The following is a 21,675-nucleotide window of genomic DNA, read 5'->3' on the forward strand; positions in this document are numbered from 1 at the left end:
TTAATTGAAAGGAGATACGTTAAAAGTCACAAACGCAAAAATGGAAAATATGTTAAAGGTTACTACCGCCGCAAATACAAGTAGTTATTATCTGTAGGTTTATCTATTGACAATTTGCAAAAAAATTCCTAGCAATCGCTCTAGCGGTTCAAGCGGAATTTCCACTTTATCAATAGACAAACCCTGATTTTCTAAACATAAAAATCTCCACAATACACCTGTAGTCACACAACCATAAATAGCATTAATGAATTGGTTATTCTTAGCATTGTATATTTGTGCTGCAACCATTTCTGCACCACATTGACCTAAGCCACTGTTAATATCTTGGTTTTTTGCTTCCACAAGCGTCATGACTGGAGCACGAATAAAAAATTGCTCGCGACTCTTACTAATCAAAAAATCAGGATTGCCATTTAACCCACGTTCTGGCTCAACAGCAAATTCTTTTCCAGAAAAGATGGATATTTGATAATTCATCTTACGTTTAACTTCTAATAACACTGGAAAAATAATTAACTCACCACGTGCCTTCTCAGTATTAATAGCCGTTGCCAAGGGTAAATTTTCTTCTAGAAGAGTTAGCAGTAACTCACTAGGTTCAGCCAACTCTACATTGGGAAATAATCTAGTATTTTCTGACAACTCTAAATTAAAATCAGCAACAAGAGTTTGAAGGTCAAATTTGTTGTAAGGCATACATTAACAACGCTTATCAGAATGAAGTACAGTTTTATCTGCGTTCATCCGCGTTCATCTGCGGTTTAATAAACAAATTTAAGAGGCAGTCGCAATGAAAAAAATTCACCGCCAAGCATGAAAAAGGTGAAGTAGGTAGGGCTGTGCCGCACGTTAGTAGGTGGGCTTTAGCCCTACCTACTCCTCAGAACTTATGCCCCAACAGCTTCCTTAGCAGCGTACATCACTTCCACAGTAATTTGATTGAAACTCCGCTCGCGAGCAAATTTCTCTGTGTTGCGCTTCACTTTACCGCGTACAAAACCAGGAACTTTGTTTAATTCTACCTGAGCTTCCTTAGTCCAAGCGAGGTCAGAATCAGCAGAAATCCCCTTGGTAATCACTTCTTTGGTATCGTGTCCGCCAAAAATTTCTAACAAGTGGTCTTCCATTCCCAAAGTGAAGGAATTGTATACCAAATCGGCAATTTGATTTGTCCCTTCGTAACCTACAAAAGGTTTGTAACCAATGGGGAAGTTCTGGATATGGATGGGCGCAGCAATGACACCGCAAGGAATATCCAACCGCTTACCAACGTGGCGTTCCATCTGAGTACCGAAAATCGCAGAGGGTTCAACTCGAGCGATCGCATTTCCAATCTCAGTATGGTCATCGGTAATAATCACTTCATCGCAATACTCGCTGACTTGTTCTCGGAACCAATCAGCATCGTACTTGCAGTATGTTCCAGCCCAAACAACATGAATGCCCATTTCCCTTGCCAGAATTTTGGTCATGGCTGCTGCATGGGTATTGTCACCAAACACAACAGCTTTCTTCCCGGTTAAGTTCTGACAGTCAATAGAACGAGAAAACCATGCGGCTTGAGAGACATACAGGGTTTGGTTGTTGATGTACTCTTCGTAATCAACACCAGCACCTTGAGCGTTAATCCCCTGCTGAATTTTGCGAATGCAACGAGCCGTTTCCACAACTCCCATAGGAGTGATATCTACATAGGGCATCCCAAATTCTTTTTCTAGGTAACGAGCTGCCATCATACCTAGTTCCCGGTACACTACGAAGTTAAACCAGGCGCGAGGCAAATTTTTTAACTCGTGAACGGAAGCCCCATCTGGCATCACAACATTCACCTCAATCCCCAAGTCAGCCATCAGCCGCTTCAGTTCGGTGGAGTCATGTTGGTTGTGGAAACCAAGAGTGGAAATACCAATAATGTTGACAGAGGGCTTTTCAGTTTTCCCTTGTGGAAGTTCGCCCTTCTTGCGAGCTTTCTCAATGTAGAATTGAACGATTTGGTGCAGGGTGCTATCGGCGGCCTGTATTTCGTTAACCCGGTAGTGGTTGACATCTGCTAACATCACGTCGGACTTTGTTTCCAGTGTTGCCCGCTCTACAAAGTTTTGTAAATCTTCTTGCAAAATGCTAGAAGTACAGGTAGGCGTCAACACAATCAAGTCTGGGTGTTCTTCTGCATCTTTACGGGTGATGTTGTCCACCACTTTTTCTTGTGAACCGCGTGCCAAAACGTTACGGTCTACAATACTGGCTGTCACCGGGGTAAAGTTCCTCTCCCGTTCTAGCATGGAGCGCATGACGTTGAAGTAATCATCGCCTAGTGGCGCGTGCATGATAGCGTGAACGTTTTTGAAGGAACTAGCAATTCGCAAAGTTCCTATATGAGCGGGACCCGCATACATCCAGTAAGCCAATTTCATTAGTGATGTCTCCTTAAAGGGTAGGGAGTAGGGAGTGGGGAGTGGGGAGTAGGGGAAGCAACCAATGCCCATTTCCCAATGTCCCCCTCAGTGTTTGTTGCTTTTTTAAATCGCTTTTGATTCTCTCAAAATTTGACGTTGATAGAAGTGGGTCGAACAAAGGTTTTTGGGATGTGCGATCGCTAAAACTTTGTTCCTGAGCAGAATTCAGCTTCTCATTTAAACAACAACACGGTTGTTTAAGTGAAATAAATTGTAATGTTTGGGGAAATTTCTTAACTGTTGTTAATATAGAGCAACGCCTCTATACCCCCCACTTCCCACTCCCCACTCCCCACTCCCTCCCTATGCATTTACCAAACGGCGCAAAGATTCAGCGCGACGTTTTGCTGTGGGATTATTGGGATTAATTTTTATTGCGTTTTCGTAAGCTTCCAGTGCTTGGGCGTTTAATTTTTTCCGTTCGTATGAATGACCTAAATTGTTAAACGCTGTCACATAGTCTGGTTTGATTCTCAGAGCTTCTTTGTACTGACGAATCGCTAAGTCATACTGTTCTTGGGCAAAGTAGGCATAACCCAACCCATTGTAAATATAAGCGATATTTTCTTCCCCTTCTTCTTCAGAAGCGTTGAGTGCTTTTTGAAAGAGGGTAATCGCCTGAGAAAAAATCTTTTTTTCCGAATAAATACTAGCTAATTCGTAATATTCTTGAGTCGTACCCTTTTCTTTGGCTAGCTTCTTTCGCAAGCGTGACAGAGAACCTTCACGCTTGCGAGTTTTAAAGATTTGGCGAAAAATGATGACAACTGTAAATGCAAGCAGACCTACTAAAACTGAGAGATAAATAATTGCTAGATTGTTATCCATTGCGAAAAATACAGAACTTTTCTCAAAATAGGACAAATGGCTCAGATAACAATTGTAGCTCTAATGCAGCAGGTCGAATCACTCTGAATGACAATAGGTAGCGAGCGATCGCAACCAAGAATAAAAATCCTTCTCTCCCCCTGCTACCTATTCACGGGAAAATTCCTCTTCCCCCACTCCCCACTCCCCACTCCCTACTCCCTATTCTCTAGACAGTTCACTCTGACTCTGGGATAAACTTTAGAGCAACACCGTTGATACAGTAGCGTTTGCCAGTAGGTTTGGGACCGTCATCAAAGACATGACCCAAATGACCACCACAACGACTGCAGTGGACTTCCATTCTAGTCATAAACAAGGACTTATCCACAGAGATGTCGATCGCATTTTCAATGGGATTAAAGAAGCTAGGCCAGCCAGTCCCACTGTTATACTTAGTATCTGATACAAATAGCGGCTGACTACACCCAGCACACACATAAGTACCTTTAGCGTACTCCTTGTTCAGTGGGCTTGTATGAGGACGCTCTGTAGTATGTTGGCGGAGTACGCAAAACTGCTCTTGGGTCAAACTTTCCTGCCATTCTTGTTCGGTTTTGTTGACTTCAAACTCTCTATTTTTTGAAGTTGTCATAACTTTTGATTTCCTTCTTACTAATGAATAGATTTCAACTATTGCCATTTGCTTTGCGAGCAATTAACCAGTTAAGCCCTTACAAAAATGACTCTTTATTACAGAATAACTGTTTTCTCTACATTAAACCTTAATAACATTTAGATTTAGCAGAGGCTTCAAACCAACTCTTTGCAATTTATTTAGTTCTCCGCAGTACTGCTTCTATTCAAATTTTGCCAATCCGGGTTCGTACTGTGACTCGTCATGACGTTAATACCAAATTTAGGTAGGCTGACGAGCAAATCCTGTCTAAATGGCGTGAGGATTGAACGCAATACTGGAGCGTTGGTCAAAATAAACAAACCTTTATTCCCAAAAAGGTATGCTGATTCATTATTGACTACCTCTTTGGGAGGATTTTTGTATAAGCTAATATAAGATTAAGATAAGGTTATTAAATTCATCGGAATTTACTTGTATATTTTTTTGTATTTTGTCAGTGAGGAGTGCTATTAACCCCAAAATAGGAGACAAGGTGCTGATTTTACGTCCAGCATATGTGGCTGGCAAGATAGGGGAAATTTGCGGTCAAGAAAGTTTAGGCGATGGCACTCAAGAGCGGTGGCTTATCAGAGTTGAAGCTGAAAATGCCACAGAAAGTCTAGTGGTATCGCTGTTTCCAAAAGAGTTTGAGGTCTTCAAGAATGACGTTGAGTCATTTTAGGGTTCATCTGGCGGAGATTCTATGTCGTTAGGAGGCGGCTCCCCAATTCCCAATTCCTTTTTGCTGCGCTTTAACTGTTTCCAGAGCGCTTTAACTTGGTCGTAAGCTTCTTCAGGAGAAAGTTTCCCAGATGTTTCTAAACTGGTGATAATGCCAATTTTCTGGGCAAATTCTTGAAGATTAGCGTTAAAGATTAAATTTTCAGGCTTGACTTGACCGTAATAGCGACCGCGAGGATAGAGAAAATTTTCTTTGTCTGCTGGGTTTGATTGTTCCATTTGTTGACTTCCATTGTATGATTATTCTTCTATTATATTTAATCTTATCTTAATCAAGGTAATCTTTATAACATTAATATCGAAAGTGTTTACGTGTCTACTTGCATGAGATATATTTTTCTCAGCCAAAAAAAACTAAACTATGTAACGAAAAGTAAAATTTCTACATTTAGTTTGTAGTAGCTCTGTCTCCGAAGACAGGGCTACTACAAACTAATTATGGTTATTAACACTGACTTACTTATACGCTATAAGGGATATTTCTGAACCCTAACTTTGAACTTTTAACTTTAGTCATGAGTATCCATCTTCCCCAAGAAACACCACGTCTTATACTTCGCGACTTTGTGGAATCAGATTGGCAAGGAGTCCATAGCTATGCTTCCGATCCAGAAGTCGTTCGTTACTTACCTTTTGGTCCCAACACCAAAGAAGACACTAAGAATTATATACAAACAGAGATTAAAGCTCACCGAAAAAGAAACCGTCAGCATTTTGCCCTCGCAATCACTTTAAAAGAGGACAAGCAATTCATTGGCGCTTGTCGCATTTCCATCACAGAGCCAAATAAGTCAGAAGGTTCTATAGGGTTTTCCTTTGCTAAGCAATTCTGGGGACAGGGATATGCAACAGAAGCAGGGGAAAAACTTTTAGAGTTTGGTTTCCAGCAGTTAAAACTGCATCGAATTTTTGCGATTTGTGACTCTCATAATCATCTCTCTGCAAGGGTTTTGGTAAAAATTGGTATGAGACAGGAAGGCTATTTGCGGGAGTATGAATGGATGCGAGGAGAGTGGCGAGATGTTTTGCTGTACGCGATTTTAGAGAAGGATTGGATACAGATGCAGATTCGGAATATTTAGCTTTAATGTCCTTTGACTTCTACCCCTTTTATCAACTGCGATGATTCATTTCCTAGAGAGGTATCGGGTGTTATTTCAGCAAGGAGAACTGTTTTCCCAACGATTCCACCACAAAGCTCGGAGAGTGATAACCCAATGACCAACAAACTGTGTAACAACCACTTCCTCACTTTAGTAGTATAAAGCATTACTCTTATTATGTTTGGAGAAATTTAAGTATACTACTATTGGATAAAATACCCACCCAATTTTTAAATTATGGGTTTGAAGCTGCTCGCTAATAAGTGTGCATATCTAGGCAAAGCTCTGTAGATTTGCCTAGATATTTTGTGATATGGTGTTTGTAGTGGTTTTATTCACATCCGACAGTGATGCCTAGTTAGCCGTGAAGGTTAAAAAGCTCGTCCTGGGGCTTGTGCGCCACTCAAAACAACTGAATATACACTTTAAGTCTCGTACTGAAATCCGTTTCAGTATCTCTAACTGGGAATTAGTAGTCAAGGAACCTGAGCTACGAAGCAAGGGAACCAAGCAGCAATGCACTTCTAATTGAGCAAACTTACACCGTAGAGTTGGACTTGCCTATATTTACGGATTTATACCTAGATATGCGTAGGTTTTTAGAAGCGGTGGGGACTGCATCAACATTTTTTGTTCATGAGACATCTCCAGAAATTAATTGTGCATGACCTGAAAGTCTTGGTAGGGGCGCAAGGCATTGCGCCCCTACATCTTTTCCACCAGATGTCTATGGGTTTCTTTTAATTGCTTTCGACATTTTGTTCGACTTTTGGCTGAATTTCGCAGACAACTTCATGGAAAAAAGTTGTTGGAGCTTTGACGAACAAAGGTAACATTTCTTGGAGGATGCGATCATAAGCTTCGCTGTGGTTGGTATCCATATCTTCAACGTTTTCCCAAAAAATAACAGCGATTCCTTTGTCAGTTCCTGGTTGTTGTAGGAGGTATGCTCCTTTGAAGCCATGAGTATAGGTTGCTACTGCTTGTTCGTAGAGTCGCTTGGCTTCTTCAAATTTGCCCGGTTTAAACTCTCCTATAGCTACGTATGCAAATTGGTGTCTCAGAAAATCTTGGAAATCTGACATAATTTTTCTCCTGGAAAATATATTTACCACAGATGAACGAACAGGTCATCGATTTAGCTGAAGATGCTGTTGTATTGCTGGCGCAAGGAATTCTTCGCCAATATAGCCGAATTTTTCAGACTGGCGTCCTTATTAAAAAAACTTGCCTGTTTTTACCGTAAAATTGCAGTTTAATACATTTATTTTACAAAAGCTTAACAGTATATTTGTAAAAATTTGATAAAAAGGTAACAATACGTACTTTAACTTGCCTGAAAAGTAAGTGTTCTTCTGTATTAATTACCGTGGTACTTCTACTTAAAAAAACTATGCTGAAAATTTTTCGTATATTTCTTAACAAGAATTTCTTCAAGATCGGGTTTGCTGCTACTGCTATCAGTCTGATGTCTGCTCATAGTGCTACAGCAGCGACGTTTAATCTCGATAAATTTATCAAGCTCCCTGGTTTGACTGGTGGCAATCCTAAAGGAACTGCTGTTTATTACGCAGAAATATCCAATCTTCCCTCTGATATCAAATCTATTACGATCGCTGATAGTGATAGCAAGCAAGGTGGTACTACTGGAAGATTTAGTGGCTTTGATTTAGATGCCATTAAGATTAGTAACGTTTTAGTGAATGATGCGGCTAATATCAACAGCGTAGCAGGCTTAAACGTATTCAATTTTACTTCTACTGGAGTTGTCCTCACTCCTGGAACACAACGTTCTCCCGTCACTTCAGTAGATGCTGTAGTTGGAGCAGATTTATTTGGAGCAGCAAACGGTACTATAGATAATTCAGTGGCAACATTGCAAAGTTTTGACGCCAACGCCACATCTGCTCTAGTCATTGACTCTGCAAATCCCTCAACAGCTTTTGGATTTGCTAGCTTGGGTGATGGTGGAAAAATATCGTTTAATCTTAAGGGCGCTATTTCTGCTAACAGCAGCCCGTTATATCTTTATCTTGGAGAAGTTGGGGATAACGGAGAAGTAGTCAACGGTCAAATTGCTTTATCAGATAAGCCAGTTCAAGTACCCGAACCCTCTGGTGTAGCTGCTATATCATTGCTTGGTCTATGCTTTGCTATACGTCAAGGGCGAGGACGCTCACTCCACAAGACCTTTTGACCTGAGATTATAATTAACAACTACTCTAGTTGAATTATAAATTGAGCGGGAGTTGAATTATAAATTGAGCGGGCAAGATGCCCGCCCCACAAGATATGAGATGTTCTGACTCCTTGCAATAATCGCTACTTCACTAACCGCCAACATTCGCGAGCAATTTCCCAATCTTCTTCTGTATGAATCACTAAAACTCTAACTGCTGAATCTGGAGTGGAAATATCTACATCTACAGACTTGTGCTTATTCTTTTCTTTATCTATTTGTAAGCCCAAAAATTCAAATGCTTCACAAGTGACTTCCCTGAGTACAGCATCATTTTCACCAACACCTGCAGTAAATATCAGTGCATCCAAACCGAACAAGCTAGCAAGCATTGCACCAATGTACGATCGCAGTCGATGGACATACACATCAAAAGCGAGTTGAGCGCGGGAGTTACCTTGAGAAATTTCTTGGCGAATCTGTCGCATATCACCAGAAATCCCAGAAATTCCACGTAACCCTGAAGCCTTATTTAAAACATTATCTAACTTATCAGCAGAGTAGTCAGATTGTCGTAAAAGATGAATGATAATCCCTGGATCGACTGCACCAGAACGGCTACCCATCATCAATCCATCTAAGGGTGTGAAACCCATTGTCGTGTCTATACTGTAACCATTTTTAACTGCTGCTAACGAGCAACCGTTGCCCAAATGACAGGTAATCAACCGCAACCCTGCTAAATCCCGACCTAAGATGCGAGCTGCACGTTGAGCGCAATACTGATGACTGATACCATGAAACCCATAGCGACGAATGCCTTGTTCTACCCATTCATAAGGACCGGGATAGATTGCAGCTGCATCAGGTATTTGAGCGTGAAATGCAGTATCAAAAACTGCGACTTGGGTAATCGTTCCCAAATTTTGCTCGATAGCTTCTATGCCTTCTAAATTGACTGGATTGTGTGCTGGGGCTATGGTTGCCAGACGAGCGATCGCCTGTTTGACATCCTCAGTAATCACCACACTTTCACGGTAATCTTCTCCACCATGTACCACTCGATGTCCCACTGCATTAATTTCTGAAGGCTCATTAATCACTTTGGTAGAGCCATTGCACAGCGTATCGAGCATACGAGCAACAACTTCAGATCGGGAGTTTGAGGCAATTTCTTCTTCTAGTTTTGCTCCCGTTGCCGTCTTTACCTCAATTTCTGCAAATCCTTGATGGTGAGTCCAATCTACTTTTGCTTCCCATAGTGGTTTGAGAGGTTCTTCAGGAAAGGTATCACCAGCAATGTCGTACAGGCAACTCTTTTGGCTGCTAGATCCGGCATTCAGTACCAGTATTTTCATAATCAGCAAATCCAAATTTTTAGGGAGAGCGATGCAGATAAAATTATGCGATTATTGGGCTTGACCAACATCTGTCTAGCGTACAATGCTTTGTCAGTATTCCAACGCATACTGGTATTATAATTATAATAATGTATAAAATGTGAATTTCAAAGTAAAATTAAATCTCGGTACTGATAATTTGTCAATTGATGGAGCTATTGTTGAATTAGCACAAAATCACGTTGATGATTTTATTAATTTATGGCTGAATCAATTACGTGTTGTTGAAACCGATGATAAATTCTGGGATTGGTTATTCAAACTTGATTTTATTAGTAGAAATGAAGAGTATGAAGGATACGCATTGGAAGCGGAAGGATGTACCCAAGGATTGATGCAAATAGAAACGCAGCATCACAAGTCGCAGGTATCCGGACAACGGTTGGTGTATATTGAGTATTTAACGTCGGCTCCATGGAATAGAAAAGAAATCCAGCGTCCGCCAAGGTTTCGAGGAGTTGGAGCAAATTTATTGCGGTATGCAAGGATTAGAAGTGTTGAGCTAGGATATGGAGGAAGGGTAGGTTTGCATTCACTGCCCAGAAGTGAACGGTTTTACGACAACCAGTTGATGACTAACTACGGAATTGATGGGGAGAAGAATGATTTAGTTTATTTTGAGTACGGGCTGCTGCGCCGACAATTATAGAAGTAGTAGGGTATAGAAGAAAGAAAATGGAAGAAGAAAATATTACTGTCACCGAAGCTATTGAGTTATTATTCGGCTCTGCGTCATTACAGCAAGCAATTCAAGCTGAGGATGAAGCAGATTGTGACGTCAGTGCGGGATTAGATTGGGATAATCAAGCATTTCTTGCTTTTATCCAGAATCCAGCTTTATTAGGAAGGTTGGCTCAATTGCGTGTTTCCCTGAACTGCGAAATCCAACGTCTGCTAGCCGAACGAAATTTAGGAGTAGGGGAAAATGCTGCTTTTGAAGTTGCGCGTTTGCGTTTGTTATCTCGTTTGCGATTACCTGAACCGACGGTAATTCCCGTACTAAAAACAACATTAATGCGCGATGATTTATGTAAAGAAGAGTTTATTAATCATAGCCAGGTTTTACGTAATTTATTGAGTATATTGCTACTTGAAAGCGATTGGGAAGATATTGCTACAGCTGCCGGAAATGCTGTACGAGACCAAGTCATGCTTTTAATTATTGCGTAGAATTATTGGGATCTCTCCGATTTCTTATTTCATGCTAGATGAATTTGACCCTATTTGTCCAGTCAGTTCCTCGAAGACAAGTCAAATTTAGAGTTGCTGCTATATTTGATATTAAGTATGAATTTTGAAAAAACTATGTTGCAGTCAATTGAAGGAATGTACAAGCACGGCAAGGTAGAACTTTCTGAATTACCATTGAACGTATCAGAAAGCCGTGTAATTGTAACTTTTTTAGAACCGAAAACAGCTTCAGAACCAAAACAGATAATGCAGTTTGGTATGTTTTCGGGAAAAAAACAATCAACAGACGAAGATTTCCAAGTTTCTGAATTTCATATGGATATCGAAGACAGATTAGACTGGTCTTAAACAATTATGAAGTATGTCCTTGATACTCATGCACTAATCTGGTTTCTTGAAGGAAATTCACGATTAGGTGCGAATGCTAATTCTATCCTTTCCGATCTTGATTCTCAATTAATCATTCCTGCAATTAGATTAGCTGAAGCTGTTTTGATTGTTGAAAGAGGAAGAACGTCTATTCCTTATCCAGAGGATTTACTTTCAGCGATTCAAGCTGACCCCTGTGTGGTAATTTATCCACTAAATGAAGAAATAATTAGGGCTTGCTGAAAACAATCGTAAGGTATGACAGATAAGGGTTTCAAGCCTTTTTTTGCCAAACAAGTGCAAGTTTATAACATCTATAGTCTCAAAAACCTTGCTTTTTCGTCGGCGAGCGCTGGGTAAATTGGGAAACTAAGAGACGAAAGTCCAATTTTGCAAGGCGTGTGGCTTCTATATTCACCAAGCTCAACTTTTTCAGCAAGCCCTAATTACACTAACTATGAGTTTATCTGCCATTAATGAAATGCACGAGCGGCAAATTGTGGCAACCGTGCTAGTTTTGACAAGCAAAGGTGAAGATATACAATTATTGACTTGTGACCAAAAATCACAGCTTCAGGTTTAGTCCCAATTATTTGGTAGTTTTATTAACTAATATTTCGCTTGGTATAGATCCTTAAAGAAGTTAAGGATTTACAGCGATTTGCAATTCAATCAGATAATACTGTAAGAGCGCAAAGTGTTGCGCTCTTAGGGAACTGCAAAAAATAAATTATCCCCGGAATGTGGGATGGGCGTCAAGGCCCGTCTCTTATTAATGGCGGGCAAGATGCCCGCACCACAAGAAACTTTGGGACATTTTTTATTTGGAAGTCCCTTAGCAGGGAGGTTGTAGTTTACCTAATTGTAAAGCGCTGCATAAACCAACCTGTCTTATTTTGCAACTTCTACCATTTGAATGACTGCTCCCAAGCCAGCACCCATTTCTTCTGGTGTAATTTTGCCATCTTTATTTACGTCTAACGCATCAAATACAGCATCAGTACCCATCCATTCTTCACGGGTGATGAAGCCATCACCGTCAAGATCGTACACGTGGAAGATGTCTTTAGTCGCATGGCTGAGAGTTGATTTTCCGTCCAAACGAGCCAGTTTTTCTGCCAGGAGTGTTTCTAAAGTCTCTAGTGCTTTGGTGAAACCCTTAATCCCTTCATCCAGTTTGTCATGTGCCATGCGATCTTCCGCATGCATCTTGTCAAAGGTAGCTTTGTCCATCGGAATTTTTTCAATATCCGATGTTGCTGCTTTGCTAGGTTCGAGTTTGCGTGGTAAGTCTCCTATCGTGGCTTTTAACTCACCTAACAGCGCTGGAGAAATGGTTAGCAAGTCACAACCGGCGAGTTCTATAATTTCCCCAATGTTGCGGAAACTAGCTCCCATGACTTCAGTTTTGTAACCAAATTTTTTGTAGTAGTTGTAAATTGTGGTTACAGATAATACACCTGGGTCTTCAGCAGAAGGGTAACTATCGCGTCCGGTTTCTTTTTTGTACCAGTCGAGAATACGTCCTACAAATGGGGAAATCAAAGTGACACCAGCTTCCGCACAAGCGATCGCCTGGTGAAGTCCAAACAATAAGGTCAAGTTACAATGTATACCTTCTTTTTCCAAGATTTCTGCAGCGCGAATTCCTTCCCAGGTAGCGGCAATTTTAATCAGGACGCGATCGCGAGAAATTCCTGCAGCTTTATACTGAGCAATTAAGTCGCGTGCTTTGGCAACAGTTGCTTCTGTATCGTAGGAAAGGCGTGCATCAACTTCTGTAGACACCCGACCCGGAATAATTTGTAAAATCTTTAAGCCAAAGGACACCGCCAAACGGTCAAATGCTAAAGCAGCTACGTCCTTTTGACTTGCTCCCCGTCCTGCATCTTTTTGTGCTTGGAGTAAAGTCTGGTTAACAATTTCCTGATACTCTGGCATTTGTGCTGCAGCAGTAATTAGGGAAGGATTTGTGGTAGCATCTTGCGGCTTAAACTTTTCAATTGCCCGGATATCGCCCGTGTCAGCAACCACAACTGTAAACTCTCTTAACTGTTCCAGTAAATTTTTAGACATAATCCTCCTAGTATGTTTGCGATTCGCAAAAAAAACAGCTTTCCTCGTCCTCACAATACCCATCAACCTCTTACCATCTTAGATTGCACAGAGAACAGCTGCCATTGTTCTAAATCTGTATCAAACCTGTTGGTAATTGGAACTTCATCTCAAATCTACAAATTTCCGCAACAGCTTGAATTGACTTAAGATACAGACCTCAAAAATGAGATAGTTCTTAATCAATGGTCAATAACGTTGTTTGGAAATCTTTATTTTGTTTGTTTTTTTTAAGATTTTGTTGTTTCGATCGCACCGCTAATGGAAAAAACAATCCTGCAAGCCCAAATATGATAACGTAGAGAGCAAGAGCCATCACGATAGGACTTACGCAACTTCAACATCATTCAAAGGTGAGTTCTTATACTACCAACCAAAATGAAAAACTGAGGTACTTTAGAAGGACGATGAGTAAAATTCCCACAGGAACCATAACTCTAAATCCAATTACTGTGAAATCTGGTGGTTGGTGGTGTAGCAAGGTTTCTCCTGGTTGTGCAAATTGCTATGCAGAGTACATTAATCAACACGATCGCTTTAATCGCGGTAACTCACTCCCATACCAAGGCTCACCACCGGAATTAACTCTGAATAGAGAAATGCTTGGAAGTTGGTGTAGGATGCGAAAACACCATTTTATCTTTGTCGGTAGCATGACAGATATTTTTGGAGAATGGATAGACCGCAATTGGCACTTTGAAATTCTAGATGCCATGCTTGCTTCTCCTAACCAAACATTCCAGCTTTTGACCAAGCGACCACAAGTTATGCTAAGTACTACAATGGCTTGGATAGAAGCAAGAAATCTTTTAGCCCTTCCTCCAAATATCTGGGTAGGCGCTACAACTGAAGACCAACGTACTTTTAACGAACGCATCCCTACCCTGTTAAAAATTCCTGCATGGGTTAGATGGCTAACCGTGGAACCAATGCTGGAGGAAATCAATCCTATGAAACCAGGGCAAAGTTTGTTTCCTACCATTACAAGAAAAGAGAAAGAATTATGGCAAGAATATTTGCCTCTACACCAACATATCGACTGGGTGATTTTAGGCTTTGAAAGCGGTCATAAAGCGCGAGTTGGTCAACTGTCTTGGATGCGCTCCTTTGTTCGAATGTGTACTTTGGCACAAACAGAACAAAATGCGGCTCTAGCAATCTACGTGAAGCAATTAGGTAGCAACTGCTGGGATGGTGAAAAACCTTTCAAGCTCAAATCTGCTCGCACTGGTGGCACTAATATTGAAGAGTTTCCTACTGACTTACAAATGAGACAAATGCCTTTATAAATCTTTACCTTAAGTTCGTTTTCCCAAAGTAATCTTTTTATTCTTCGTCTAACTTATTTTCTAAAATAGTAGAAATATCGTCTCCATCGCCCTCTTTACGCATTCCAACACCCACAATTACAACAATGACTTGATTGCGATCGACAGGATAAACAATGCGATAGCGTTGACCGACTGCCCTCACACTACGATAACCTTGAAACTGACCTGTAAGAGCTTTACCCTGTTTTTCTGGTTCTATTTTCAGTTTTTCAATTTTTTGCCGGAGTGCTTTTTGTTCTCTTTGGTCTTTTACCTTTTTTAAATTCCATTATTTACCATTCTAATTCTTTCATAGCTTCTGACCAACTTACCCTTTTACCTTCTCTATCTTCCTGGATGCCAGCTATTAATTGTTCTTTAAATTCTGTATCGGATAAAATTTCCATAGTTTCTAACATAGACATATATTGTTCGTAGCTAATAGCTACCATAACTGGAGAGCCTTGATCGGTAATAATTATAGGTTCATTACCTAACTGTTCTGGGAGTTGAAGAAGTTGGTTTCTTGTTTCAGTAATACTAATTGATTTAGACATATTACATTAAGTTTTTCACACTAAAATTAGTCTAACATTAAAATTGTCTTGAGTAAGATAAGTAGATACATAACTAAAATGTATATCCGATAAACTGCGGCTAACTCCGCGTTGTTCGGTCATTTAAAGTTAATTTTTATACTAAAAGTCAAAACTAAAAATTGAGTTTGTACTAGCTGTATCGTAGCCCTCTTCGCTCATTATATGGTTCAAAGTCTTCCTCTAAAGTTTCGTTATAAAAGCTGCATAAGTTGATTTCAATTGCATTTATAAAAAAACAACAAACCAACATAGGATTACTATTCTGTTTTTTGAATTAAACTGATTATGGCTCACCAAATTTTCCCCTCACCATCTATTAATCCTTTACAGCGCTTGCATGTGTATGATAGCTTAATGATGAATGCGGAGCGCTGGCATCTAGCTCATTACTATCATAGACATCGCCAAAATATTCACTACCAATCTCTGAATGACCCAGGAGTTGTTTCTGGTTTGGGTGTACGAGTTACTGCACCACCAGATGATGCACCTGCAAAGTTCCGCGACCAACGTTGGTTAGAAATTCAACCAGGTATTGCTATTGACCTCGAAGGAAATCCAATTATTGTAGACTCATCTATTGACCGTAGATTTAGAATTTCGACTGCAGCTCCTACAACCGGAAGCGTGACAGTATATTTAGTTACAAGTTATGTAGAGCCGCAAAACCCAGGACTGAGACAAAGCTCTGACCTAATTCGCGAATGGTTCCGGTTTGATGAAAAGACTAGCCCACCCAATGAAAGGGAAATAGAATTATGCCGTATTCGTTTGTCACCAGGTACGGTGCAGCTAGAAAACCCAACAGATGTATTATTTCCCGAAGTTAACCAGTTAGATTTGCGCTACCGTCCTCAAGCAAAAGCCAGACCGCAATCTGTTGTTCGTCTAGCGACAACACTCAATGCAAGCGATCGCACTTTCTATAATCTTGCCTATTTAATGCAATCTGTAGAGGTACTTTACCCAGCTTTGCAGGGAGTCACGCCCATTGGACAGATAATGCTAACAGAAGTCAACGATTATGATTTAGTTTATCTAACAGCTTGGCAAGCATTACATCTTGAGCCAGCAGAACTAAATGCACTTAGCCAATATTTACAAACAGGTGGCGTAATTTTGATTGAAGTTTCGAGTAAGAGTTCCAAATTAACAAGGGACATCAAAAATTTAATTGCAGACGAATTCCAGATTACAATGCAAACCTGGCAAACCTTAAATAATCAACATCCATTACGAACTCAACCATTTTTATTCGCTGCACTTGGAAGGATTAACGAAAAAAATATTCAACTATCCTATGGAGGAGGAATTATTTTATTGGAAGGCGATTTATCTGATGCTTGGGGAATAGATGATAATTTAACACTGGAGCGCAACGACATTCGCACAGCCCAAGAATTAGGTATCAACATCCTCAATTTTGCTTTGCAACGGCGAAAAATAACCCTGCAATTGTTGGGGTCGTAAATATCTCTCTGTGGTCATAAGTAAGTTGGTGTGAATAAATCATTCTTAGTATGTAGTTGAAATGTCTTCAAAGACAGTGCAACTATAGCATTCCTATTTGATTTGTGAAAATTTGAGTGTCCAGATCCCCGACTTCTTTAAGAAGTCGGGGATCTAACTGTTTATAAACCATTTAGGATTGCTATATATATAATTTATTATTTTCTATTTTTCTCATTGATTTACTTAAGTCAATTTTTTAGTAGCTAATGTGAATTTCTTTAGTGCATAAGCTGATTTTAATTACAACTATTAATAAATGGGAAAATTAAAATTTAAAAACTAAGCATCCGAAAATTAACAACGACTTTGATTTTGCTGAAAAAAATTATAAAGGTGATATTTATTATGGCAGGTAATGTTAAAGCTATAGCTAGCAAAAAAACTTTAGAGTTTACACCAGATTCCTTTGATTATTTAGATGTCAATACTAACGGTGAAAATGAGTTTGATGTCAGTGTTATTAATGGAAGTGATAAATTCGCTAGTTTTCAATTAGAACTAACAACACCCGGTTTAGATGATAGCACACAAATGAAATGGTATAATACAGAACCAAAAATTTGTGCTAAAAAGCCACCGGGAAGCGAGACAAAATTTCATGTAAAAATTATAAGAGCGCCAATTCCAGCTTACGAAACCACTATTGATTTAATATTAAAAGTCTTCTCAGTCGAATACGCAAATATATACACAAGCCAAAAACTTAAGTTAACAATTAATAAACCTTTGAGGTCTTTAAGAGTTGAAATGCCTGTTAAAGAACTTAAAGTAATTCCGGGCGATAAAGTTGAGTTACCTATTTTTGTATATAATTTAAGCACTAAGTTCTCGGAAATAACCCTGACTTGTTTGGGATTAAATCCTGATTGGATAGAGCAAGGCAATCAACAGAAGTTATCTATCGAGCCTGGAGAATCGGCAAAAAGCATTTTTGTGTTTCAACCGCCAAAGGATGCTGAGAGCGAAAACTATGAATTTAAAATTAAGGTAGAGTCGGACGCCAGTCAATACACTGTTACAGAAAAGGGATTTTTAGAAGTCACCCCTGATGGAATTGTCGAATTTAACTGTAGCAATGAACAACAAATAATCCCCATAAAAGGAAAAAAAGGTGCAAATACTGTTAATTACGAACTAGTATTTAGAAATGATAGCAATTTACGCCAGCTAGTTAATGTTAATATTCCAGAGCAAAAGCTAAGCCTCGATAATGTTCAAACTATTCCTCAAGAGGTAATTCTCGCACTTGGTGAAACAAAAATAATGAACTTGGTTGTTCAAAAAAAGCAACCTTGGTTAGGGATGAAACAACACTTGCTATTTGAAGTTGCGGCTAATTTAACTAATCCTAAATCAGAAAAAGATAATAATGATATTTATGCCGAACCTAATACCCGTGTTTTAGCACTGGATGTTTTCCCTATTATTCCTTTTTGGCTTCAGGTTGCAGGAGGAACTTTAATCCTGTTGCTATTATTATTATACTGGATGTTGCTTCCTCATACTTATCATCAAGGAGCAGTTAGTTCGGTACGTATTTTTGGAAATGGAAGCCTTGTTTTTAGTGCTTCTAGCGACCAAACAATCCGACGCTGGCGGGTTGACGATACTCCTTGGATATTTGATAGTTTACGTCTAAAAGATAAATTTCCTTTTATCGCAAATAAAAGTCAAACTAAACAAGCAGTTCGTGTAATTCGTCAAAGTCCAAAAGATAATGATCTGCTTGCAGTCGGTTTAGAAAATGGAGAGGTTAAGCTATGGGATATTTCCACAAATCAAGAGAAAGCAACATTATCTGATAAAAAAGCTAATCGTGTTTTTGACACCGTATTTACTCAAAATGGTCGCTATTTATTTAGCGGTCATGGAAGCGGGCTTGTTAATTTTTGGAATTTAGATAAGTCAAGTAAACCAGAAAAATCTGTCAATGTTGGCTATGCAGTTTATGGTTTAGCAATTAATGAAAGCCGCCCTAATAAACCTCTAAATTTTATTGCTGGACAGTACAATAAGCTTTCTGTTTGGAATCCAAATAACGGCTCAAAATACGATCTTGAATATCGATGGTTAGATGCAAAACATCAGCAACCGATTTACAGTCAACACCACTACATAACTAGCCTAGCGACTGCTAAAAATACTTTAGTAACGGCTGACAATCAAGGTTATGTAACTTTGTGGGATATTAATAAAATACGTCAATGCACTAATCGAGCAACTAAATCATCCATATCATGCGATAAAGCTATTCTCTCTCAATGGCATAATGAAGGTGTGAATCCAGCAATTCGTTCAGTTGCTTTGACGCAAAATGCTTGTTATCTAGCAAGTGCGGGAGATGGAGGAAAAATTAAGCTTTGGCATTTGTCAAAAGGGTTAAAAGAAGGAAAAACTGTTACTCAAGACGATGCAAGAATTAACAGTGTTGATATCAAAGCTTTAAATAATCACGTTTTCATTACCAGTGGGGATGATAAATACAAAGTCAGATTATATAGAGTTAATGGGTTAAAAGAAAATGAAAACTGTAAGTAGCCCTTTGTTTATAGAAGATAAACCCGGAAATAGCAATGAAGTTGCACGGGGTTTTGTAGCTAAGCGTCAGATAATTGTTAAAAATACAGGCGATACAAGAGCCGATGTTGACATTTGGATATCTGCAACTGACAATAAATCAGATTCTCTATTAAGTTGGTGTAAGTTTAGCGAAAAAAACCCTTTAAGTATTGAAGCAAAAAGATCTCAAGAAGTGACGCTAAATTTCCAAATACCTCCGCAAGCTCCACCAGATTTGTATAACTATGAAATTATCGTTGAAGCTGCGGCTCAATATCCTGGTAAAGTATCTCGTCGTCCGCAGCAACTTCGAGTTTTACCTTCCCAGCAAGATGCAGAATGGGTAAATGAACCAGGGTTTAGTATACAGCCAATTAGTAATTCTACTAATCCTTTGGCTTTACAAGCAGGAGAACAACTTGTTGTTAATGTAAAGGTAGAGAACCATTCTAAAAGGGTAGACCGTTTTTATATTAATTGTCCCGAATTATCAAATGAATGGTACACTGTACAGTACCCAGAAGATAACTTAAATTTTCCTGGCATAGTCAGGGAAAGCGATGGCTTAGAATTAAATCCAGATAGTACGGGCGAAATAATTTTAATTTTCCATCCACCGCGATATACGCTAGCAGGATATTATTTTCCTACTATTAATCTTATATCCACCAACAGAGGGGAAGATGCTGCGTTGTTGGATGTGGTGTATTTGCAAATTCTGGCTGACGATAAATTAAGCGTACAAATGCGCTCACTGTCGCGGAAAATTCCCCAAGAAGCAGGAGAGTTTGAACTTGAGTTGATTAACCAGGGTAATATTGAGCGAGAAATTGGTGTTCGCGCAAAAGATAAGGATGAACTTTTTAGCTATGTTTTGACACCTGCGATCGCACAACTTGAGCCAGGAGAAGCGCAAATAGTTACATTAAAAGCAAAGTCTCAAAAATGGTGGCGTCGTCATTGGCGATCGCAAGGGTTGACCTTTAATGTTGAAGTCGAACTAGAAAACGCCAGTACAGAACCAAGTAAATCTCCGGCTCCTGCTTTACCAAGTATATTACCTCAACCAACAATAGTTTGGCAACCTCACCCTTGGTGGCGATACTGGTTGCTGATTTTGTTAGGTTTAGGAAGTATTGGAGGAATCGGTTTTGCTGTTTGGTTAAATTATCTTAACAATCAAATACCATCTCCGAAGGTAGTTGATTTTGTCACTAAAGCTAAGAAATATCAAGAAGGTAAAGATAAAAATATTGATATTAATTGGCAAATTAGCCATCCTAGCCAAGTCAAGAAAGTTACGTTGATTCGTTTGCAAGGTAATGTAGAAACAGACAGAATAAGTTATTCATTACCAGAGAAGCTTTCCAATAATTTCGGCTTAGGGAATGGGAACTGTCAAGTTGTTAAGAAATTATCTTCTGAAGTTGAGAAAGAAAAGCAGGAAAATAAATCTTGGTTATCGAGTATATTGCATCACTTTAGCAAAAGTAATTCAGAAAAAACTATAGATTTTCTTACCTGCAAAACAAGGATTCCCAATAATCAAAAAGCTGGAAGCTTCAATTTTAAAATTGAGGTATTCCCCAAAAATAATCCCGAACAGCCTTCATCTTCTCAACTGACAGACACGATCGCAGTTCAACCGAGGAATTTACCAAAAATAGTAAATTTTAATTCTACTTACCATAATTATCAAGAAGCAAATAAGCTTTTTCTGCAGCCAACTACAACAAGAGCATCAAATACTTTAAACCCGTCATTAAAATCGACACAAACTTCTTCACAACTAGTTATATGGCTTCCAACTAAGCCAGAATTATTAGATCGCGCCGAGTTGCAGAGAACGCAGAGGAGGAATAACTCTAATACAAACAAATTGGGTGCGATCGCAAAATCTATACCAACACAAAATGGTGTAACACCAGCACCAATTCTTCTCAATTGGGAAATTAGTCATTTAGAAGAGGTAAAAGAATTGAGAATTATTGGGAGAGCACCAGATGGATCGGTTAATAGTGTTGAAAAACGCTACGTATTGACACATAACAATCTTTCTCCAGACTTGAAAAAGTTTTGCCAACCTCAAGAAGCGCTTGGACAGAAACACAATCTGGTGTGTAAGAATGTGCCTATGAATGATGCACGCGAAGCAGGAAACTACATTTTTACACTTACAGTGATTCCTAAAGAAGGCGAAGAAGTATCTAAAAAGACAGATACTATTAAAGTTCAACCAAAGCCAGTTAAGCCTGCTACACCTATCAATATCGTGTCTTTTAAAGTAGATAGTCAAGAAGTTAATCAAAATCCCAAACGGATTTTTCGATTAAATGAATTAGCGCCTAATGCATCAATTCATCTGACTTGGCAAGTAGAGGATGGTGAAGATATTAAAGTTGAACTGGGTGCTTTTGGAGAAGTGGAAAAGCAAGGTTCGAGAAATTATGCTATCAGTCAAAGTCCCATTCGAGAAATCGTGGAGTTGAAAGTGACAAATAAGGCTGGTGAGACAAAAACTCAGCAGGTTGTGATTGAAACTGTTGGGGAAAAGCAGCAAAGTTGATATCTAGAAACCCAGTTTCACCTACCAAGAATCCTGATTTCTTCAAGAAACCGGAATTCTGACCTTTCAAAACCCATCAAAATTAA

23 protein-coding genes and 1 pseudogene are annotated in these 21,675 nt (G+C 39.3%); 13 read left to right on the forward strand and 11 right to left on the reverse strand.

Annotation, left to right across the window (positions count from 1 at the left end; translation table 11 throughout):
- Positions 1-99 precede the first annotated feature (99 nt).
- From WA1_RS19685 to msrB, 4 genes are all read right to left on the reverse strand, one after another.
- Positions 100-699, reverse strand: coding sequence for a hypothetical protein (locus tag WA1_RS19685; RefSeq protein WP_017741841.1), 600 nt, complete (start codon positions 697-699; stop codon positions 100-102).
- 191 nt (positions 700-890) lie between these two features.
- Positions 891-2,417, reverse strand: coding sequence for a ferredoxin:protochlorophyllide reductase (ATP-dependent) subunit B (bchB, locus tag WA1_RS19690; RefSeq protein ID WP_066612921.1), 1,527 nt, complete (start codon positions 2,415-2,417; stop codon positions 891-893).
- A gap of 345 nt (positions 2,418-2,762) precedes the next feature.
- Positions 2,763-3,287: a tetratricopeptide repeat protein gene (locus WA1_RS19695; RefSeq protein ID WP_017741839.1), complete on the reverse strand. Its 525-nt coding sequence runs from the start codon at positions 3,285-3,287 to the stop codon at positions 2,763-2,765.
- 217 nt (positions 3,288-3,504) lie between these two features.
- On the reverse strand, positions 3,505-3,969 hold the full coding sequence (gene msrB / locus WA1_RS19700; RefSeq protein WP_419183591.1) for a peptide-methionine (R)-S-oxide reductase MsrB: 465 nt from the start codon (positions 3,967-3,969) through the stop codon (positions 3,505-3,507).
- Between the two features lie 469 nt (positions 3,970-4,438).
- Here msrB and WA1_RS19705 point away from each other — a divergent pair, with 469 nt between their 5' ends.
- Complete coding sequence (locus WA1_RS19705; protein WP_017741837.1) at positions 4,439-4,627, forward strand: hypothetical protein; 189 nt, start codon at positions 4,439-4,441, stop codon at positions 4,625-4,627.
- Here the strand turns inward: WA1_RS19705 and WA1_RS19710 are convergent.
- Positions 4,624-4,905 carry a DUF7219 family protein gene (locus WA1_RS19710; RefSeq protein ID WP_017741836.1) on the reverse strand — a complete coding sequence of 94 codons (282 nt, stop codon included), beginning with the start codon at positions 4,903-4,905 and terminating at the stop codon, positions 4,624-4,626. The two genes, WA1_RS19705 and WA1_RS19710, sit on opposite strands and share 4 nt — an antisense overlap.
- 296 nt (positions 4,906-5,201) lie before the next feature.
- Here WA1_RS19710 and WA1_RS19715 point away from each other — a divergent pair, with 296 nt between their 5' ends.
- Positions 5,202-5,768: a GNAT family N-acetyltransferase gene (locus WA1_RS19715; protein WP_017741835.1), complete on the forward strand. Its 567-nt coding sequence runs from the start codon at positions 5,202-5,204 to the stop codon at positions 5,766-5,768.
- Positions 5,769-5,770: 2 nt separating this feature from the next.
- Here the strand turns inward: WA1_RS19715 and WA1_RS19720 are convergent, their stop codons facing one another.
- Positions 5,771-5,956 carry a hypothetical protein gene (locus WA1_RS19720; RefSeq protein WP_066612923.1) on the reverse strand — a complete coding sequence of 62 codons (186 nt, stop codon included), beginning with the start codon at positions 5,954-5,956 and terminating at the stop codon, positions 5,771-5,773.
- 573 nt (positions 5,957-6,529) lie between these two features.
- Positions 6,530-6,874, reverse strand: coding sequence for a hypothetical protein (locus WA1_RS19725; RefSeq protein ID WP_017741834.1), 345 nt, complete (start codon positions 6,872-6,874; stop codon positions 6,530-6,532).
- A gap of 32 nt (positions 6,875-6,906) precedes the next feature.
- Here WA1_RS19725 and WA1_RS59980 point away from each other — a divergent pair, with 32 nt between their 5' ends.
- Positions 6,907-7,035 carry a hypothetical protein gene (locus WA1_RS59980; RefSeq protein ID WP_017741833.1) on the forward strand — a complete coding sequence of 43 codons (129 nt, stop codon included), beginning with the start codon at positions 6,907-6,909 and terminating at the stop codon, positions 7,033-7,035.
- 147 nt (positions 7,036-7,182) lie between these two features.
- Entirely contained in the window at positions 7,183-7,986 is an 804-nt protein-coding gene (locus tag WA1_RS19730) for a hypothetical protein (protein WP_017741832.1), read from the forward strand.
- A 125-nt stretch (positions 7,987-8,111) separates the two neighbouring features.
- Here the strand turns inward: WA1_RS19730 and WA1_RS19735 are convergent, their stop codons facing one another.
- Positions 8,112-9,326, reverse strand: a complete 1,215-nt coding sequence (locus tag WA1_RS19735; RefSeq protein WP_017741831.1) for an acetate kinase — start codon at positions 9,324-9,326, stop codon at positions 8,112-8,114.
- Between the two features lie 142 nt (positions 9,327-9,468).
- Here WA1_RS19735 and WA1_RS19740 point away from each other — a divergent pair, with 142 nt between their 5' ends.
- From WA1_RS19740 to WA1_RS19760, 5 genes are all read left to right on the forward strand, one after another.
- On the forward strand, positions 9,469-10,017 hold the full coding sequence (locus WA1_RS19740) for a hypothetical protein (RefSeq protein WP_017741830.1): 549 nt from the start codon (positions 9,469-9,471) through the stop codon (positions 10,015-10,017).
- A 26-nt stretch (positions 10,018-10,043) separates the two neighbouring features.
- On the forward strand, positions 10,044-10,538 hold the full coding sequence (locus tag WA1_RS19745; protein WP_017741829.1) for a hypothetical protein: 495 nt from the start codon (positions 10,044-10,046) through the stop codon (positions 10,536-10,538).
- A 135-nt stretch (positions 10,539-10,673) separates the two neighbouring features.
- Complete coding sequence (locus WA1_RS19750) at positions 10,674-10,907, forward strand: hypothetical protein (RefSeq protein WP_026134482.1); 234 nt, start codon at positions 10,674-10,676, stop codon at positions 10,905-10,907.
- 6 nt (positions 10,908-10,913) lie between these two features.
- Complete coding sequence (locus WA1_RS19755; protein WP_017741827.1) at positions 10,914-11,171, forward strand: type II toxin-antitoxin system VapC family toxin; 258 nt, start codon at positions 10,914-10,916, stop codon at positions 11,169-11,171.
- Between the two features lie 214 nt (positions 11,172-11,385).
- Positions 11,386-11,511 (forward strand): hypothetical protein, encoded by a 126-nt coding sequence (locus tag WA1_RS19760; protein WP_017741826.1) that lies wholly within the window; start codon positions 11,386-11,388, stop codon positions 11,509-11,511.
- A gap of 308 nt (positions 11,512-11,819) precedes the next feature.
- Here WA1_RS19760 and WA1_RS19765 read toward each other — a convergent pair whose 3' ends face one another.
- Positions 11,820-13,004, reverse strand: coding sequence for a transaldolase (locus WA1_RS19765; protein ID WP_017741825.1), 1,185 nt, complete (start codon positions 13,002-13,004; stop codon positions 11,820-11,822).
- A gap of 446 nt (positions 13,005-13,450) precedes the next feature.
- Between WA1_RS19765 and WA1_RS19770 the strand changes: the two genes are divergently transcribed.
- Positions 13,451-14,332 (forward strand): DUF5131 family protein, encoded by an 882-nt coding sequence (locus WA1_RS19770; RefSeq protein WP_017741823.1) that lies wholly within the window; start codon positions 13,451-13,453, stop codon positions 14,330-14,332.
- A gap of 37 nt (positions 14,333-14,369) precedes the next feature.
- Here WA1_RS19770 and WA1_RS19775 read toward each other — a convergent pair.
- A pseudogene (locus WA1_RS19775) lies at positions 14,370-14,606 on the reverse strand (type II toxin-antitoxin system RelE family toxin); the annotation flags it as partial.
- A gap of 40 nt (positions 14,607-14,646) precedes the next feature.
- Complete coding sequence (locus tag WA1_RS19780; RefSeq protein ID WP_017741821.1) at positions 14,647-14,910, reverse strand: type II toxin-antitoxin system Phd/YefM family antitoxin; 264 nt, start codon at positions 14,908-14,910, stop codon at positions 14,647-14,649.
- Between the two features lie 327 nt (positions 14,911-15,237).
- On the opposite strand from WA1_RS19780, the gene WA1_RS19785 reads away from it, so the two are divergent.
- The 3 genes from WA1_RS19785 (at position 15,238) to WA1_RS19795 (ending at position 21,589) form a co-directional block, all read left to right on the forward strand.
- Positions 15,238-16,422, forward strand: coding sequence for a DUF4159 domain-containing protein (locus WA1_RS19785; RefSeq protein WP_017741820.1), 1,185 nt, complete (start codon positions 15,238-15,240; stop codon positions 16,420-16,422).
- Positions 16,423-16,809: 387 nt separating this feature from the next.
- The gene (locus WA1_RS19790; protein WP_017741819.1) at positions 16,810-19,002 is read left to right on the forward strand and encodes a WD40 repeat domain-containing protein; all 2,193 of its coding nucleotides are present in this window, start codon (positions 16,810-16,812) and stop codon (positions 19,000-19,002) included.
- Positions 18,986-21,589 (forward strand): COG1470 family protein, encoded by a 2,604-nt coding sequence (locus WA1_RS19795; protein WP_017741818.1) that lies wholly within the window; start codon positions 18,986-18,988, stop codon positions 21,587-21,589. The genes WA1_RS19790 and WA1_RS19795 overlap by 17 nt, the downstream gene beginning before the upstream one ends.
- Positions 21,590-21,675 lie beyond the last annotated feature (86 nt).

Source organism: Scytonema hofmannii PCC 7110 (genome assembly GCF_000346485.2).
Classification (GTDB): domain Bacteria; phylum Cyanobacteriota; class Cyanobacteriia; order Cyanobacteriales; family Nostocaceae; genus Scytonema; species Scytonema hofmannii.